Below are 14512 nucleotides of genomic sequence, written 5' to 3'. Positions count from 1 at the left end.
GTGGACATTCCGACATGAGCGTGGTCAAGGCGTCGCGGACGCGGCGCAGTTCGGCAATGCGGTTATCGATATCGGCGAGACGGACTTCGGCGGCCTGATACATCGCAGCAACATCGCCGCGACCGCTGATCGCCAACAATTCGGCGATATCGGCCAGACTGAAACCGAGGTGTTGGGCGCGACGGATGAAGTTCAGGCGATCGAGCTCGTTCTCGCCGTATTTCCGATAGCCCGATGCCGAACGTGCCGCGGGCTTGAGCAGGCCGCTGCGCTCGTAGTAGCGCACCGTGTCGATGCCGACACCGGCTGCGCTGGCGAGTTGGCCGATTGCAAAGCTGGTCATTGCCGCCTCCGTTTTATGGACTTCGACGTGCAGTCCACGTCGCGAAGGCGATAGCTTGCACCCTTGACCCTAGTCCAAGGTCAAGGGTTTTCCGTTCATTCGTTCAGGTTTCAGTCAGCTTGCGGGACCAGACAAGACTCAGTCACTAACCGGAAAGACCTCGGCATCAGCACCCGGATCCCCAACGATATCGATGCCTTCGGGCGGCGTGAAAGTAAAGGTGTCTGCGCCCAAGCGGGGATCACGCTTCCAGTCCGAAAAGTGAATTTCAGTGGTATTGCCGAGGGCGTCCTCGAAGCGCATTTGCAGCAGATTCTTGCTGTCAAAGCCCAGTTCCGCGAAGGCGAATTCCGGTTCCTTGGCCTTGGAAACCAGCTTCAGCCATTGCAAGCCATCATGGCTGCCGGCCTCAGTCGCGGTGAAATCATGATCGAGCTGGGAAAGGTCGGTCAGAACCGCGAGCGGACTGTGCGCCTCCTCGGCACCCTGGCTGCGCACGCTGACCTGCTCAAGATCCGGATCGTAGATCCAGACACGGTTGCCATCGGCGACGATCAGTTGCTCGTAGGGTGTGGTTGTCTGCCAGCGGAACTGGCGCGGCGCCTTGAGCGCCAGGGTCCCGGCTGAGGTATCGCCACGATTGCCCTTGGCGCCGATCACTGTTTGCTCGAAATGCGCGCTGACCGTCTGGATTCCCTGGGAAAACGCTTCGAGGCGTGAGCGCGCGGAATCGGCAGCATGTACCGGCATCGCAGCCAGGCTGATCATGAAAAGAATGACACGCAGCATCGGTCTTTTTTCCTCAACTTTGGATTCGGCAACACCAGGACATGGCGACAGCGAAGAATCCCACAGCGGCGCTGAAGGATCGCTGGCTGGAATCTCGCAGTCCGGACAATTCGTGAGTTCGCGCGATGATCGCGCAAGACATTGGATTTACGGGGTTTTCGCGATTGAGGCCATTGCAGGAAATAGTGCCGAATGAGCGAAAAGATGTGTGGATTCAATGGACAAGCGAGGGCGTACGTAATTCAGTCGCGTGGCGGCGGCGGCGCGATCACGGTGCGGCTGCCATTGTGTTCGGGGCCGCTGACCACGCCATCACGCTCCATCTGCTCGATCAATCGAGCAGCGCGGTTGTAGCCGATGCGCAGATGCCGCTGCACACCCGAGATCGATGCGCGCCGGGTTTCGGTGACAATGGCGACGGCCTTGTCATAGAGCACGGCATCCTCACCGCCTTCGGCATCGGCAGCATCTTGCGGAATGCCGGTTTCGCTGATGATCTTGCCATCGGCCATGGTCTGGGTTTCCTCGAGCACCCCGTCGATATAGTCAGGCTTGCCCTGGGCGCGCAGCCATTCGACCACCTTGTGCACCTCGTGGTCATCGACGAAGGCGCCGTGGACACGCTCGGGCGTGGCCGTGCCGGGTGGCAGATAGAGCATGTCGCCGTGACCGAGCAGGGTCTCCGCGCCGGATTGATCGAGAATCGTGCGCGAATCGATCTTGCTTGAAACCTGAAAGGCAATGCGGGTCGGAATATTCGCCTTGATCAGGCCGGTGATGACATCGACCGAGGGACGCTGGGTGGCAAGAATCAGATGCACGCCGGCCGCACGCGCCTTCTGCGCAAGCCGGGCGATCAGCTCTTCGACTTTCTTGCCGACGATCATCATCATGTCGGCGAACTCGTCGATGATGACGACGATGTACGGCAGCGGTTTGAGCGGCTCGGCCTTGATCGAGGGTTGCGAGGCGTCGGGGCGGAACAGCGGATCGAGCAAGGGCTGACCCTTGGCTTCCTCATCCCGCACCTTCTTGTTGAATCCGGCCAGGTTGCGCACGCCAACGGCGGCCATCAATTTGTAGCGACGCTCCATCTCGGCGACGCACCAGCGCAACGCATTGGCCGCCTCTTTCATGTCGGTGACGACCGGAGCAAGCAGATGCGGAATGCCCTCGTAAACCGAGAGCTCAAGCATCTTCGGGTCAATCATGATGATGCGCACATCACTTGCGCTGGCCTTGTACAGCAGGCTCAGCACCATCGCGTTCAAGGCCACCGACTTGCCCGATCCGGTCGTGCCGGCGACCAGCAGATGCGGCATCTTGCCGAGATCGACGACGACTGGCGCGCCGCCGATATCCTTGCCCAGCGCAAGCGCCAGTGGCGACTTGAGCTGGTCGTATTTGTCCGAGCGCAGGATTTCCGACAGATAGACAATTTCGCGATTGACGTTCGGAATTTCGAGACCGATCACCGATTTGCCCGGAATCACATCGACCACACGCACGCTCATCACCGACAGGCCGCGGGCAATGTCCTTGTCGAGGCTGGAAATCTGGCTGCCCTTGATTCCAGGTGCTGGTTGCATCTCGAAGCGCGTGATAACCGGCCCCGGGTGCGCACTGACGACTTCGGCGTCGATGCGAAAATCCTTGAGCTTGAACTCGACCTGTCGTGACAGAGCATCGAGGGTTTCCTGCGAATAGCCGGATAGACGCTGTTTGGGCTCGTCAAGCAAGGCCAGTGGCGGCACTTCGCCCTCGGTCGATGAACCGACAAAAAGCGGAATCTGGTTTTCACGCCTAGCCCGATCGCTTTTGCCAATGGGTGCCAGGACCGGCTCGATCTTGAGTGGTTCACGTTGCGACCGGCGTACGGTGTCGACTTTGCGCACCACTTCCCTTTCGACACGCGCCTGGCGAGCCGCACTCCAGTCCACGGAACGTCGGGAGCGGTCGCGAACCCAAGCGAACAGGGAAATCAGGCTGCGCCCGATCCAGTCCATCAGCTTGAACCACGACAAGCCGGTGGCCAAAGTAATCGCGATCAGAAACAGGGCGAGCAAAAACAGGGTGGCGCCAAGGAAGCCAAAGCCCTTCATCAGCGAAGTGCCAATCAAGGAGCCAAGTACGCCGCCGGCCTGGGCGGGCAATTCACTCGGACCATTGAAATGGAGGTAGGCAAGGCCGGATCCGGCGATAAAAAAGGCCAGTCCACCGACCAAGCGCAAGGCCGGTTCGATCGGTGAATGCTCGACCTTGTCGGCGCCCCGCAACACCAGTGCTCCGGTCAGCAGCAGTAGCGCCGGGAAGGCATAGGCCAGTCCGCCGAAAAAATAAAACAGCAAGTCGGCGAGGTGACTGCCGACCCTGCCTCCGAAGTTGAGGACTTTTTCAGTGCCACCCGCATGCGACCAGCCAGGGTCCATCGGGCTATAGGTCCACAGGCAGACGAACAGATACACCGCCAACGGCAGCAACAGCAGAAAACCCACCTCGCGCAAGCGGCGTTGCAGCTTGTCGTTGACCGGGATGGGTTTCTTGGTTTTGGATTCTCGCGCCACGAGCAGAACTTACCTTAAATTATCGTGGCAAGCGATTGTTTTTATTCAAACCACGCCTTCGAGCGCAGGATGAACAATCTTGCCGGCATCGACATTGATACCTCCATTCAGCGGTGCGTAGTCACGCCAGGACGGACCGCTGGCAAGGCGCTGAACGTAGGGCAGAATGGCCGCGGAGATCGCCTGCGACGAGGTCTGCGGCACCGCACCGGGCATGTTGGTCACGGCGAAATGGGTGACGCCGTCGACCACATAGGTCGGATCTTTCCAGGTGGTCGGCTTTGAGGTTTCAAAGCAGCCGCCCTGATCAATCGAGATATCAGCGAGCACACTGCCCGGCTCCATATCCTTGACCATCGCGGCGGTGACGACGCGCGGAGCACGGGCGCTGGGTACAAGCACCGCGCCGATGACGAGATCCGCGTTGCGCAACTCGCGCGCGACGTATTCCTCATACGGGTAAAGCGCAGTGACGTTCGCCCCAAGTGCCATCATCTGGGCAAGGCGATCCGGGCGCTTGTCGAAAACGACGACATTGGCGCCACCGGCTGCTGCCAGTGCAGCCGAATTACCACCCGCGGCGCCGGCGCCGAGGACAACCACCTTGCCGCGATCGGTCGAAGGCAGGCCACCGAGCAACTTGCCCTTGCCGCCCATCGGTTGATGCAGCAGGTGCGTACCGACCTGGGTTGCAATGCGACCGGCAATGATCGACATCGGCGCCAGCAATGGCAACGAGCCATCCTTGTCCTCAACCGACTCAAAGGCGATTCCGGTCAGGCCGATATCGAGAAGACTCCTGGTCAAGGCAGGCTCGGCGGCCAGATGCAGGTAACAAAACAGCAAATGATCCTTGCGCAAATACTTGAGATCGCCGGTGATCGGCTCCTTGACCTTGACGATCATTTCGCCCATTTCGTAGAGCTTTTCGGCATCGGCAACGATTTTCACGCCATGTGTCGAGAAATCATCATCGCTGAAGCCGCTCTTGATACCGGCACCGGATTGAATGAAAACCTCGTGGCCACGCAGGACAAGATCGGCACAAGCGGCTGGAACGAGGGCGACACGACCTTCAAGGGTCTTGGTCTCGGACGGAATACCGATACGCATCAGAATCTCCAGTTTGATCAAGGGGCGCAGCAGCGGTTTGCCGATGCGATTGTTTCCAATAGCCGATGCGTGTCGAGCACGACATCTTGATTCATCCTCTCCGGCACCCCATCCTCCTCACCTGCACGCGCGGCGAGCGAATCGCCGATCGTCTGCCAGATCGAAAATGAAATCATGCCTTGTCGGCAGCCAGCGAACTTCTCGAACACGCTGGCCGACATCGAAAACCATCGACCAACCAGAGGCCGGAGAACGGCCGGGATTATACATGACGACCCCGAAACACTCGCGTCTTCTCATCCTTGGAACTGGCCCTGCCGGATACTCTGCAGCGGTTTACGCAGCACGCGCCAATCTCAAGCCCACCATGATCACCGGACTCGCCCAGGGTGGGCAACTGATGACCACCACCGATGTCGACAACTGGCCTGGCGACGTTGAGGGCTTGCAGGGGCCGGCCTTGATGGAACGCATGCAAAAGCACGCCGAGCGTTTCAATACCGAGATCATTTTCGACCACATCCATACTGCCGAACTCAAGCAGCGGCCATTCCGATTGCTCGGTGACAGCGGCGAATACACCTGCGATGCGCTGATCATCGCCACCGGCGCCACAGCGATGTACCTCGGCCTCGAATCGGAAGACAAGTTCAAGGGCCAGGGCGTTTCCGCCTGTGCGACCTGCGATGGTTTCTTCTTCCGTGATCAGGAGGTCGCCGTCATCGGCGGTGGCAATACGGCCGTCGAAGAAGCGCTGTATCTGGCCAATATTGCGAAAAAGGTCACCCTTGTGCATCGCCGCGACAAGCTGCGCGCCGAGAAGATCATGCAGGACAAGCTGTTCGAAAAGCAGGCCGCCGGCAAGATCGACATCGTCTGGGACCACAGCGTCGACGAAGTCCTCGGCGACGCGACCGGTGTAACCGGCATTCGCGTCAAAAGCACCAAGGATGGATCGACCCACGACATTGCCGTGAGCGGCATGTTCGTCGCCATCGGCCACACGCCAAATACCGGCATCTTCGAGGGCCAACTCGATATGCGCAACGGCTACATCACCATCCGCACCGGCCTCGAAGGCAATGCCACGGCTTGCAGTGTTCCTGGCGTTTTCGCCGCCGGCGATGTTGCCGATCAGGTCTATCGGCAGGCGGTGACCTCGGCCGGTTTCGGCTGCATGGCCGCGCTCGATGCGGAAAAATATCTCGACAAGCTCGGTCTGGCTGGCTGATCAGGCCAAAAATCGCTCATTGTCGGAACGCCTTCAGAAATACATACGCACAAACGCGAAAGCGCGGATCAGGTCACCATGTCGCAGCTTGAACTCCGCATGCACAATGGCGTCAGCGAGATCGATGCCGAAGCATGGGATTCGCTGGTCATCGGCGATCACCCTTTTGTCTCTCATGCCTTCCTCGCCGGACTCGAAACGCACGGCTGCATTCGTCACGAATACGGCTGGCAATCGTGCCCACTGGGACTCTACGCAGCAGACACCCTGGTCGCCGCCGCACCGCTGTATCTGAAAGGCAACTCCCACGGCGAGTTCGTGTTCGATTGGTCGTGGGCGAGCGCCTACGAGCGCAACGGGCTCGACTACTATCCGAAGTTTCTCTGTGGCGTGCCCTACTCGCCTGTATCCGGGCCTCGCCTTCTTGTCGGAAACGCAGCCGAACCCGAGACGCTGCGTCGCGCACTGATCACGGCGATTGATCAGCAAACAGAAGCGCTCAGCCTTTCCTCGGCCCATCTCAATTTTACTCGGGAAGCCGATGTCGAGGCGATGTCAGGAACCGATTGGCTGCCTCGATTTGATTGGCAGTTCCACTGGAAGAATCGCGGCTGGGCAGACTTCGACGAATTCCTTGCTGCGCTGAAACCAAAGAAACGCAAAAACATCCGTCAGGAAAGAGCGCAGGTCGCAGCAGCCGGGATTCGCTGTGAAATCCGTCACGGCGATGAACTCGATGACAATGAATGGCGCACGCTCCACCATTTGTATCGCAGCACCTTCGATGCGCACGGCAATCATCCGGCATTGACTGATGGCTTCTTCCGCCATCTGGGACGAAGCATGCCGCGCCAGGTGGTTGCCGTGTTGTGCCACCGTGGCGATCGAATCATCGGCGCAGCGCTCTGTCTGCGCAGCTCTGACACACTCTACGGACGCTACTGGGGTGCCGAAGAGCAAATCCCCGGATTGCATTTCGAAGCCTGCTACTATCAGGGCATCGATTACTGCATTCGCCATGGCCTGCAGCGATTCGAACCCGGCGCACAAGGCGAGCACAAGATCGCGCGCGGTTTCCTGCCGGTGCGTACGCGCTCATTCCATCGCATTCGCGACCCTCGATTCGCCGCTGCCATCGCAGACGCGCTGGATCGCGAATCCCGGGGTCTGGAGATGTATCGGGCCGATTTGCTCGCCCATTCGCCCTACGCCGAACAATCGGGTCTGTCGTGATCCAGCTTCCCTTGCTGACAGCCGATTCGATGGTGTTTCCTGACGTCGAAACGGCGCTGGACAATCCGAACGGCCTGCTTGCATTCGGCGGAGATCTTCGCAGCGAACGTCTACTGGCAGCGTACTCGCGAGGCATTTTTCCGTGGTATTCGGAAGGCCAGCCCATTTTGTGGTGGTCGCCTGATCCGCGCATGGTCATCGCCAGCGCGGCTCCCCATGTACCAAGACGATTGCGCCGCTGGTTGAAAGCCTGCAATTGGACAATCCACGCGGATCAATCATTCGCCGAGGTCATTCACGCCTGTGCCCAGCCACGCCGTGCTGATGGTGGCACCTGGATCACCGATGCGATGGTCGAAGCCTATTGCCACTTGCACGAACAAGGGCATGCTCACAGCATCGAGATTCGTCAGGATGGGGTACTGGTCGGCGGCATCTACGGCGTCGCCATCGGGCGCATGTTCTTCGGCGAATCGATGTTCAGCCATCGCGACCATGCCTCCAAAGTCGCCCTCTTGGCACTGTGTCGCGGGCTTTCAAGCCACGGGCTTCCGCTAATCGACGCCCAGGTCAGCTCAGAGCACTTACGCACGCTGGGCGCGGTGGAAATGCCAAGGATCGAGTTCAGCCAACACATTGCCGAACTGGGCGCGAAACCCGGGATTGCTGGCCCCTGGTCCGCTCTGTTTGAAGGAATGACGCCAAAATTGCTGGGAAACATCGCCGCACCGGATTGAGCCCTGCTTTCATTTCACGGCCAGGACAAGGCCCGCGACAACCATGGCGGAGCCTCGGGCCGGGCATCGCTCCATGGATATCCAAGCGGAAAGCAAGCTTGTGATCACTCGTCATTCAAAATAATGGATGCAAATTTCAGCGGAAAACCCACTGTTCGTGTAGAATTGTCCGGCTACCCGGCCCTCCAACGCTAAGCCCCAAAGAAAAATGTCAAAAGACGATGTCATCGAAATGGAAGGTGCGGTCCTCGAGACCCTTCCAAATACCATGTTCCGCGTAAAGCTGGAAAACGGCCACGTGGTCACCGCCCATATTTCGGGTCGCATGCGCAAGAACTACATCCGTATCCTTACGGGTGACAAGGTCAAGGTCGAGATGACTCCCTATGACCTGAGCAAAGGCCGCATCACCTACCGCATGAAGTGAGTTCGGGATGAACTCACCCCGGACGGTGCATGGATGCACGTTGATCCGGGGTCCATTCCCAAGATTGCCTTCTTCCCGTGCAATGCATGGATGCACGCCGACACGGAATCCATTTCCAGAGTCGCCTTCATCCCGGACGGCACAGGATGTGCTGCTGATCCAGAATCCAGTACCTTGATGCCGCTAGCTCTGCAAAGCAAAAGTGCTGTTGGATCGGCGCTCATGCTCTGCGCGAACGGCATTGGCCTGAGCGCCGATCAAGATTTCATGCCGCCTTGCGCCCCAGACAAACACCCAGTGCATCGACGAGGCGATCAACGCTTTCCGGATTGCTGCCCGCGCCCATCAGGCCGACGCGCCAGATCTTGCCCGCCAGTTCACCGAGACCTGAGCCGATCTCGATATCGAAATCGCTGAGCAGACGTTTGCGCACGGCTGCTTCGTCGACACCTTCGGGTACCTTGACCGCATTCAATTGCGGCAGACGCGCACCTTCGGCGACCAGCAGCTCGACATCGATCGCGGCCAGTCCGCGGACCAGACGCAAATGATTTTCGCGATGCCTGGCAAATGCCGCTTCACGACCTTCCTCCCTGAACATCAGCAAGGATTCGTGCAGGGCGTAGAGCATGTTGATCGGCGCAGTATGGTGATAGGCACGTGCGCCACTGCCCTGCCAATAGCCCATGACCAGGCTCATATCGAGGAACCAGCTTTGTACCGGGGTGCGTCGGGCCTTGAGCGCCGCCACGGCTTTCTCACTGAGGGTAAATGGCGATAGACCCGGTGGCGCGGAAAGACATTTCTGCGAGCCCGAATAGACTGCGTCGGCACCCCAGCCATCAACGCAAACCGGAATCCCACCGAGACTGGTCACCGCATCGACGATGCTCAGTGCGCCATGATCCTGCGCCAGTTTGCACAGCGCCGCCGCATCCGATTCAACCCCCGTCGAAGTTTCCGCATGGACAAACGCCAGCGCCTTGACCCCGGGATTGTCCTTCAGTGTCGACTCGACCTTGTTCAAGTCGATCGGCGTGCCGAAGGCGTCGTTGATCATGATCGGCGTGGCACCGATGCGCACCACGTTTTCGCGCATGCGTGCGCCGAAAACGCCGTTCTGGCAGATCACCACGTTGTCACCCGGCTCGATCAGATTGACGAAAGCCGCTTCCATACCGGCGGATCCCGGCGCGGAGATCGGTACGGTCAGTGCGTTGTTGGTCTCGAACGCATAACGCAGCAGTTCTTTCAGCTCATCCATCATGCCGACAAAACGCGGATCGAGATGGCCGATCGTCGCTCGCGCCATGGCATCGAGAACACGCTTCGACACCGGCGAAGGGCCTGGACCGAGCAGAAGTACTTCGGGGGGATGGAACGGTGTCATTGCAACCTCTTCAATACATGTCAATCAGGGCAGCTTAGCAGGCCGAGCGAGAGCTCCGCTCTGTTCTGCAATCGTTTCAGGAATCATCGGCTGGCAACCGTCTGCCCGAATTTTTCATCAGACCTGCGCCAGTGCCTGAGCAATGTCTTCAATCAGGACATCTGCTTCCTCAAGTCCGATCGACAACCTGACCAGGCTGAGCGGAATCCCCGTCGCCCGCAGCGGCGCGTCGGGCGGAAACACCGCGCAGACCGGAAACACGAGGGATTCGTAACCACCCCAGGACACCGTCATCAGAAAACGTTTCAGCGCATTGCAGAATCGTTCAACCGCCGCGACCTCCTCGGTCTCGATATCGATAGTCAGCAGCCCACTGGTCCGCCTGAGCTGGGAACTGGTCAATTCCGGTTGTTCACACGAGCCAGCGTGTGGATGGTAGACGCGACGAACTTTCGGATGCGCTTGGACAAAGGCGAGCACCTTTTCGGTGGTCGCGGCAATGCGCTCCATACGTACGGCCAGTGTACGCAGACCGCGAATCATCAACCAGGCATCGTGCGGCGAGAGAATCGCGCCAAAGGTCATGTACGGCCCCTTGAACACCTCGCGCAGAATCGCTTCGCTGCCACACAACATGCCAGCTACCACATCGCTGTGACCATTCAGATACTTGGTTGCCGAGTGCACGACCAGATCGATGCCGTGCGCAATGGGTGATTGATTGAGAGGCGAGGCGAAACTGTTGTCGCAGATCGTGCGCATGCCGTGATCGCGCGCAAGCCTGGCCACCGCCGAAAGATCCTGTTGCTCGAAGGTCATCGAGTTTGGGCTTTCGAGAACCACAAGGCGCGTTTCTGGCTTGATCGCGTGTTCGAAATTCTTCACCTCGGTGCCATCGACAAAACTTGTCAACACGTTGAATTTCGGCAGCAGATCGCGCAGCAAGGCGCGCGTCCAGCTATACGGCTTGGCAACGCAGATGACGTGATCACCCGCCTTGACGCTGGCGAAAACTGCCGCCGCCATGGCCGCCGCTCCGCTGCCAAATGCCAGGCAATCCTCGGCGCCTTCAAGTGCCGCTACTTTCTTGCGCAGCACAGCCACCGTCGGATTATTGCCTCGGGTGTACATGTGCTCGCCGAATTCATCGGCGAAACCACGACGCATCTGGTCCACGTTCGCAAATGCGAAGATTGACGACTGCACGATCGGTGGCGCGACGGCGCCGTGGTAACCGGCACGCTCCTCACCAAGGTGATTGAGAATATAGCTGAGGTCCTTCGGTCGATTCACCGGTTCGTCGGATTGCATCACTCGCCTAACCTGCGCCCAGCGCAGCAAGATGGGCGCGTGTTTCGGCACCGATCTGGGCGTCGTTCAATGCCATGTGCAAAGTCGCCTTGACCAGACCGAGCTTGTTGCCGCAATCAAAGCGCGTGCCTTCGAAGCGATAGGCCAGCACCGGCTTCTCGTGCAGCAGTTCTTCAATTGCATCGGTCAGCTGGATCTCGCCGCCGGCGCCGGGCTTGGTCTGTTCAAGCAGGCTGAAAATCCTGCCCGGCAACACATAGCGACCGACAATGGCCAGGTTGGATGGCGCATCCTCTGGCTTCGGCTTTTCCACAACCAGACGAATGCGTGCAGCGCGCTCGGAGATCGGTTCGGCGTCGACGATGCCGTACTTGCCGGTATCTTGCTGCGGTACTTCCTCAACCGCGACGACGCCGGCGTCCTCACGTGCGGCAACTTCGGACATCTGACGCAGCGCCCCATGTCGACCCGAACCCGGATTGCCGTTCCAGATCAAATCATCGGCGAGAATCACCCCAAACGGCTCATCACCAACCACGGGTTTCGCGCAAAGCACGGCATGACCGAGGCCCAGCGCTTCCGGCTGGGTCACGAAAACGCAACGCACGTTCTTCGGCAAGGTCCCCTGGACCAGCGCCAGCAGTTCGTCCTTGCCCGATTTGGCCAGCTTGCTTTCGAGCTCATAGGCCTTGTCGAAATAATCCGCAATCGCATGCTTGTAGCGATTGGTGACGAAAATCAGGGTGTCCGCACCGGCATCAACGGCTTCATCGACCGCGTACTGGATCAGCGGACGATCGAGGACCGGCAGCATTTCCTTGGCCACAACCTTGGTTGCGGGAAGGAAACGCGTACCGAGTCCAGCGACGGGAAAAACAACCTTGCGAAGACGACCGTTGCTCATCGGGTTACTCTCGATTGGATTCAGGAAGGGCGCGCCGCGAACGGAATGACGGTCGCTGACGTCTCGGTATCACGCGCGGCGAATTCGGGCAGTAGTTGATCCAGAATGCGACGCAATTGTTCCTCGTCGTAATCGGCTACGGCAAGACGAGCTTGTTGCAGTTGCTGGGTCAGCAATGCCCAGGCCATGCAGCGTGGTTGGGCGAGAAAAATCTTCGCGTGGTTGGTCGCCTGGTAGTTCTCGAGCGGGTGGAACAACTCCTCGAAAAGCTTCTCGCCCGAACGCAGACCGGTAAAGACGATTTCGATATCACGTCCGGGCTGCTTGCCGGCGAGCAGAATCATCTGCTCGGCCAGGTAGGTGATCTTGACCGGCTCGCCCATGTCCAGGGCGAAGATTTCTCCACCATTGCCGAGCACGCTCGCTTGCAGAATCAGCTGGCAGGCTTCCGGAATGGTCATGAAGTATCGGGTGATCTCCGGATGGGTCACCGTCACCGGACCACCGCGCCGGATTTGCTTGCGAAACAGCGGAACGACTGAACCCGCCGAATCGAGCACGTTGCCAAATCGAACCGTGATGAAGCGTGTCTGCGACTGCGCGGCAAAATTCTGGCAAAAAATCTCCGCAGCGCGCTTGCAGGCACCCATGACGCTGCTCGGATTGACAGCCTTGTCCGTGGAAATCATCACGAAGTTGCCAGCGCCATGCCGATCGGCGGCTTCCGCAACCACCTGCGTGCCGAGCACATTGTTGCGAAACGCCTCGCGCACCTGATCCTGCAACAAGGGCACATGCTTGTAGGCCGCGGCGTGGAAGACCACCTCGGGCCTGGCCTGGACAAAGGCTTTGTCGCAACTTGCAGGATCGCCACAATCACCGATCCTTGAATCCAGCAGCAGATCCGGAAACTCGCGCCGCAACTCCTGCTCGATCCGGTACAGATTGAACTCGGAAAGCTCGAGAATCGTCAGTGACTCGGCACCGAGTCGGGCAACCTGGCGACACAGTTCCGAGCCAATCGAGCCGCCGCCGCCGGTGATCAACACGCGCTTGCCTGAGATGCCGGTACGGATCGACGTCCAATCCAGCTGAACCTGCTCGCGACCAAGCAAGTCTTCGATGGCGACCTCTTTCAATTCGCCAAAGCTTGATCGACCAGCCACGACATCAGCCAATCTCGGCATGGTCCGAAACGGAAGCCCGGTCTCCTCGCAAAATCTGACGACTCGCTGCATTTGCGGGTTACTTGCCGATGGCATCGCGATCAGCACCATTTGTGCTGCGGTCTCACGTGCCAACTCGGCCAGTTGTTCAAGGGTTCCGAGCACCGGCACACCGTGTACGCGCGCGCCGCGAAGCTTCGGGTTGTCGTCAAGCATGCCGACGACCAGGTAGCGATTTTCCCGAACCAGGCCACGCACCAGAGTGTCACCTGCGCGCCCCGCGCCAAGCACGAGCACGCGCACGCCCGGCGAACGCGAAAGAATATCGAGACGATTGTCCTTCCAGTAGCGATAAGCCAGACGTGGCAAGCCGAGCAGGACGGCAAGCGCCAGCGGATAAACCAGCAATACCGTTCGTGGCACCGTTTCCAGTCGGTTGTAGAGAAACAGGGTGATGGAAATGGCCAATGCACCAAGCGTCGCCGCGCGCAGGATATTCCACAAATCAGGCAAGCTGGCGAATCGCCACAGACCCTTGTAGAGACCGGTGATCCAGAAGATCAAGCCTTGTGCAGCGAGCACGAGGAAAACCTCGGGCCCAAACAGGCCGAGCTCGGGGCGCTCCATCTCGAACGACCAGCGAAACGAGGTGATCGCAGTCCATGCCAGCCAGACCATGCTCAGGTCATGGACAACCACGGCCAGGCGTGGATGAATCTTGGCGATGATCCTCTTGATCATGGAACCCTCTTTCGCAAGGCGGCCATCGATGAGCCAAGGCAATAGCGCTTGCCAGCGACCCAGGTCAACAACGCCAGCGCATAGACACCGGCCAGAATCGACCCCGCCTCAATTGCGTTCTGGCTACCTGCTGCAACGGAATCTCGCAGACAGAGCAGCGCAGGTACGACGATCAACAGGTTCCAGAGCATATAGAATCCGGTGACCTTTGCATGACTGAATCCGCAACGGACCAGCCACTGATAAAGATGCTCACGGTGCGCATTATACCAACGGCGGCCGCTGAACATGCGTGACAACAAGGTCGCAGTACTGTCGACAACAAAGGCGGAACAGGCAATCAATCCGGCGACCCACAACGCCGGAACCGCGGCGATCTGCCAGCCGATCGCGATGACGACGAGCAATCCGATCACACCACTGCCGACATCGCCCATGAACACACGGGCGCGCGGAAAGTTGAACGGAATGAAACCCAGTGTTGCGGCGGCGAAAACACCGATGGACTGGGCTTCACCTAGACGGCCGGCATCAACACAAATCAGTGCCAGAACGACGAATAC

The 14512-nt window shown here is 59.1% G+C and carries 13 protein-coding genes and 1 pseudogene; 4 read left to right on the top strand and 10 right to left on the bottom strand.

All coding sequences use genetic code 11. The features are described 5' to 3' along the window. The 5 genes from VFN25_RS02405 to VFN25_RS02385 all read right to left on the bottom strand — a co-directional run. A partial coding sequence (locus tag VFN25_RS02405) for a MerR family transcriptional regulator (RefSeq protein ID WP_325138433.1) occupies positions 1-343 on the bottom strand: 343 nt, incomplete at its 3' end. Between the two features lie 138 nt (positions 344-481). Then, positions 482-1132: an outer membrane lipoprotein chaperone LolA gene (gene lolA / locus VFN25_RS02400; RefSeq protein ID WP_325138431.1), complete on the bottom strand. Its 651-nt coding sequence runs from the start codon at positions 1130-1132 to the stop codon at positions 482-484. Between the two features lie 242 nt (positions 1133-1374). Then, positions 1375-3696: a DNA translocase FtsK gene (locus VFN25_RS02395; RefSeq protein ID WP_325138429.1), complete on the bottom strand. Its 2322-nt coding sequence runs from the start codon at positions 3694-3696 to the stop codon at positions 1375-1377. A gap of 45 nt (positions 3697-3741) precedes the next feature. After that, positions 3742-4809: an alanine dehydrogenase gene (gene ald / locus VFN25_RS02390; protein ID WP_325138427.1), complete on the bottom strand. Its 1068-nt coding sequence runs from the start codon at positions 4807-4809 to the stop codon at positions 3742-3744. A 17-nt stretch (positions 4810-4826) separates the two neighbouring features. Continuing rightward, positions 4827-5030, bottom strand: a complete 204-nt coding sequence (locus VFN25_RS02385) for a hypothetical protein (protein ID WP_325138425.1) — start codon at positions 5028-5030, stop codon at positions 4827-4829. A gap of 47 nt (positions 5031-5077) precedes the next feature. Between VFN25_RS02385 and trxB the strand changes: the two genes are divergently transcribed. The 4 genes from trxB to infA all read left to right on the top strand — a co-directional run bounded on the left by trxB (position 5078) and on the right by infA (position 8437). Further along, a complete protein-coding gene (trxB, locus tag VFN25_RS02380; RefSeq protein ID WP_325138423.1) occupies positions 5078-6040 on the top strand; it encodes a thioredoxin-disulfide reductase in 963 nt (320 codons plus the stop codon). Positions 6041-6118: 78 nt separating this feature from the next. Then, complete coding sequence (locus VFN25_RS02375; protein WP_325138421.1) at positions 6119-7273, top strand: GNAT family N-acetyltransferase; 1155 nt, start codon at positions 6119-6121, stop codon at positions 7271-7273. Further along, positions 7270-8010 (top strand): leucyl/phenylalanyl-tRNA--protein transferase, encoded by a 741-nt coding sequence (gene aat / locus VFN25_RS02370; RefSeq protein ID WP_325138419.1) that lies wholly within the window; start codon positions 7270-7272, stop codon positions 8008-8010. Before VFN25_RS02375 ends, aat begins: the two co-directional genes overlap by 4 nt. A 208-nt stretch (positions 8011-8218) precedes the next feature. Beyond that, complete coding sequence (gene infA / locus VFN25_RS02365) at positions 8219-8437, top strand: translation initiation factor IF-1 (protein WP_325138417.1); 219 nt, start codon at positions 8219-8221, stop codon at positions 8435-8437. A 265-nt stretch (positions 8438-8702) separates the two neighbouring features. On the opposite strand, the gene VFN25_RS02360 is transcribed toward infA, so the two are convergent. From VFN25_RS02360 to VFN25_RS02340, 5 genes and pseudogenes are all read right to left on the bottom strand, one after another. After that, positions 8703-9827, bottom strand: a complete 1125-nt coding sequence (locus tag VFN25_RS02360) for an alanine--glyoxylate aminotransferase family protein (RefSeq protein WP_325138414.1) — start codon at positions 9825-9827, stop codon at positions 8703-8705. Positions 9828-9944: 117 nt separating this feature from the next. Next, a complete protein-coding gene (locus VFN25_RS02355; RefSeq protein ID WP_325138413.1) occupies positions 9945-11138 on the bottom strand; it encodes an aminotransferase class I/II-fold pyridoxal phosphate-dependent enzyme in 1194 nt (397 codons plus the stop codon). 7 nt (positions 11139-11145) lie between these two features. After that, on the bottom strand, positions 11146-12042 hold the full coding sequence (galU, locus tag VFN25_RS02350) for a UTP--glucose-1-phosphate uridylyltransferase GalU (RefSeq protein WP_325138411.1): 897 nt from the start codon (positions 12040-12042) through the stop codon (positions 11146-11148). Between the two features lie 20 nt (positions 12043-12062). Beyond that, positions 12063-13949, bottom strand: coding sequence for a nucleoside-diphosphate sugar epimerase/dehydratase (locus tag VFN25_RS02345; protein WP_325138408.1), 1887 nt, complete (start codon positions 13947-13949; stop codon positions 12063-12065). Then, positions 13946-14512 (bottom strand): annotated as a pseudogene (locus tag VFN25_RS02340) (hypothetical protein); the annotation flags it as partial. The pseudogene VFN25_RS02340 and the gene VFN25_RS02345, both read right to left, overlap by 4 nt.

It is taken from the genome of Dokdonella sp. (genome assembly GCF_035703485.1).
Classification (GTDB): Bacteria; Pseudomonadota; Gammaproteobacteria; order Xanthomonadales; family Rhodanobacteraceae; genus Dokdonella.
The sequence above is the reverse complement of the archived record's forward strand: the minus strand, read 5'-3'. Positions and strand labels throughout refer to the sequence as shown.

What these genes read in the sequence shown, in the direction of transcription:
- VFN25_RS02360 (WP_325138414.1), bottom strand. Translation starts at nt 9,827, where the DNA reads ATGACACCGTTCCATCCCCCCGAAGTACTTCTGCTCGGTCCAGGCCCT.
- infA (WP_325138417.1), top strand. Translation starts at nt 8,219, where the DNA reads ATGTCAAAAGACGATGTCATCGAAATGGAAGGTGCGGTCCTCGAGACC.
- lolA (WP_325138431.1), bottom strand. Translation starts at nt 1,132, where the DNA reads ATGCTGCGTGTCATTCTTTTCATGATCAGCCTGGCTGCGATGCCGGTA.
- VFN25_RS02375 (WP_325138421.1), top strand. Translation starts at nt 6,119, where the DNA reads ATGTCGCAGCTTGAACTCCGCATGCACAATGGCGTCAGCGAGATCGAT.
- galU (WP_325138411.1), bottom strand. Translation starts at nt 12,042, where the DNA reads ATGAGCAACGGTCGTCTTCGCAAGGTTGTTTTTCCCGTCGCTGGACTC.
- trxB (WP_325138423.1), top strand. Translation starts at nt 5,078, where the DNA reads ATGACGACCCCGAAACACTCGCGTCTTCTCATCCTTGGAACTGGCCCT.
- VFN25_RS02355 (WP_325138413.1), bottom strand. Translation starts at nt 11,138, where the DNA reads ATGCAATCCGACGAACCGGTGAATCGACCGAAGGACCTCAGCTATATT.
- ald (WP_325138427.1), bottom strand. Translation starts at nt 4,809, where the DNA reads ATGCGTATCGGTATTCCGTCCGAGACCAAGACCCTTGAAGGTCGTGTC.
- VFN25_RS02345 (WP_325138408.1), bottom strand. Translation starts at nt 13,949, where the DNA reads ATGATCAAGAGGATCATCGCCAAGATTCATCCACGCCTGGCCGTGGTT.
- VFN25_RS02385 (WP_325138425.1), bottom strand. Translation starts at nt 5,030, where the DNA reads ATGTCGGCCAGCGTGTTCGAGAAGTTCGCTGGCTGCCGACAAGGCATG.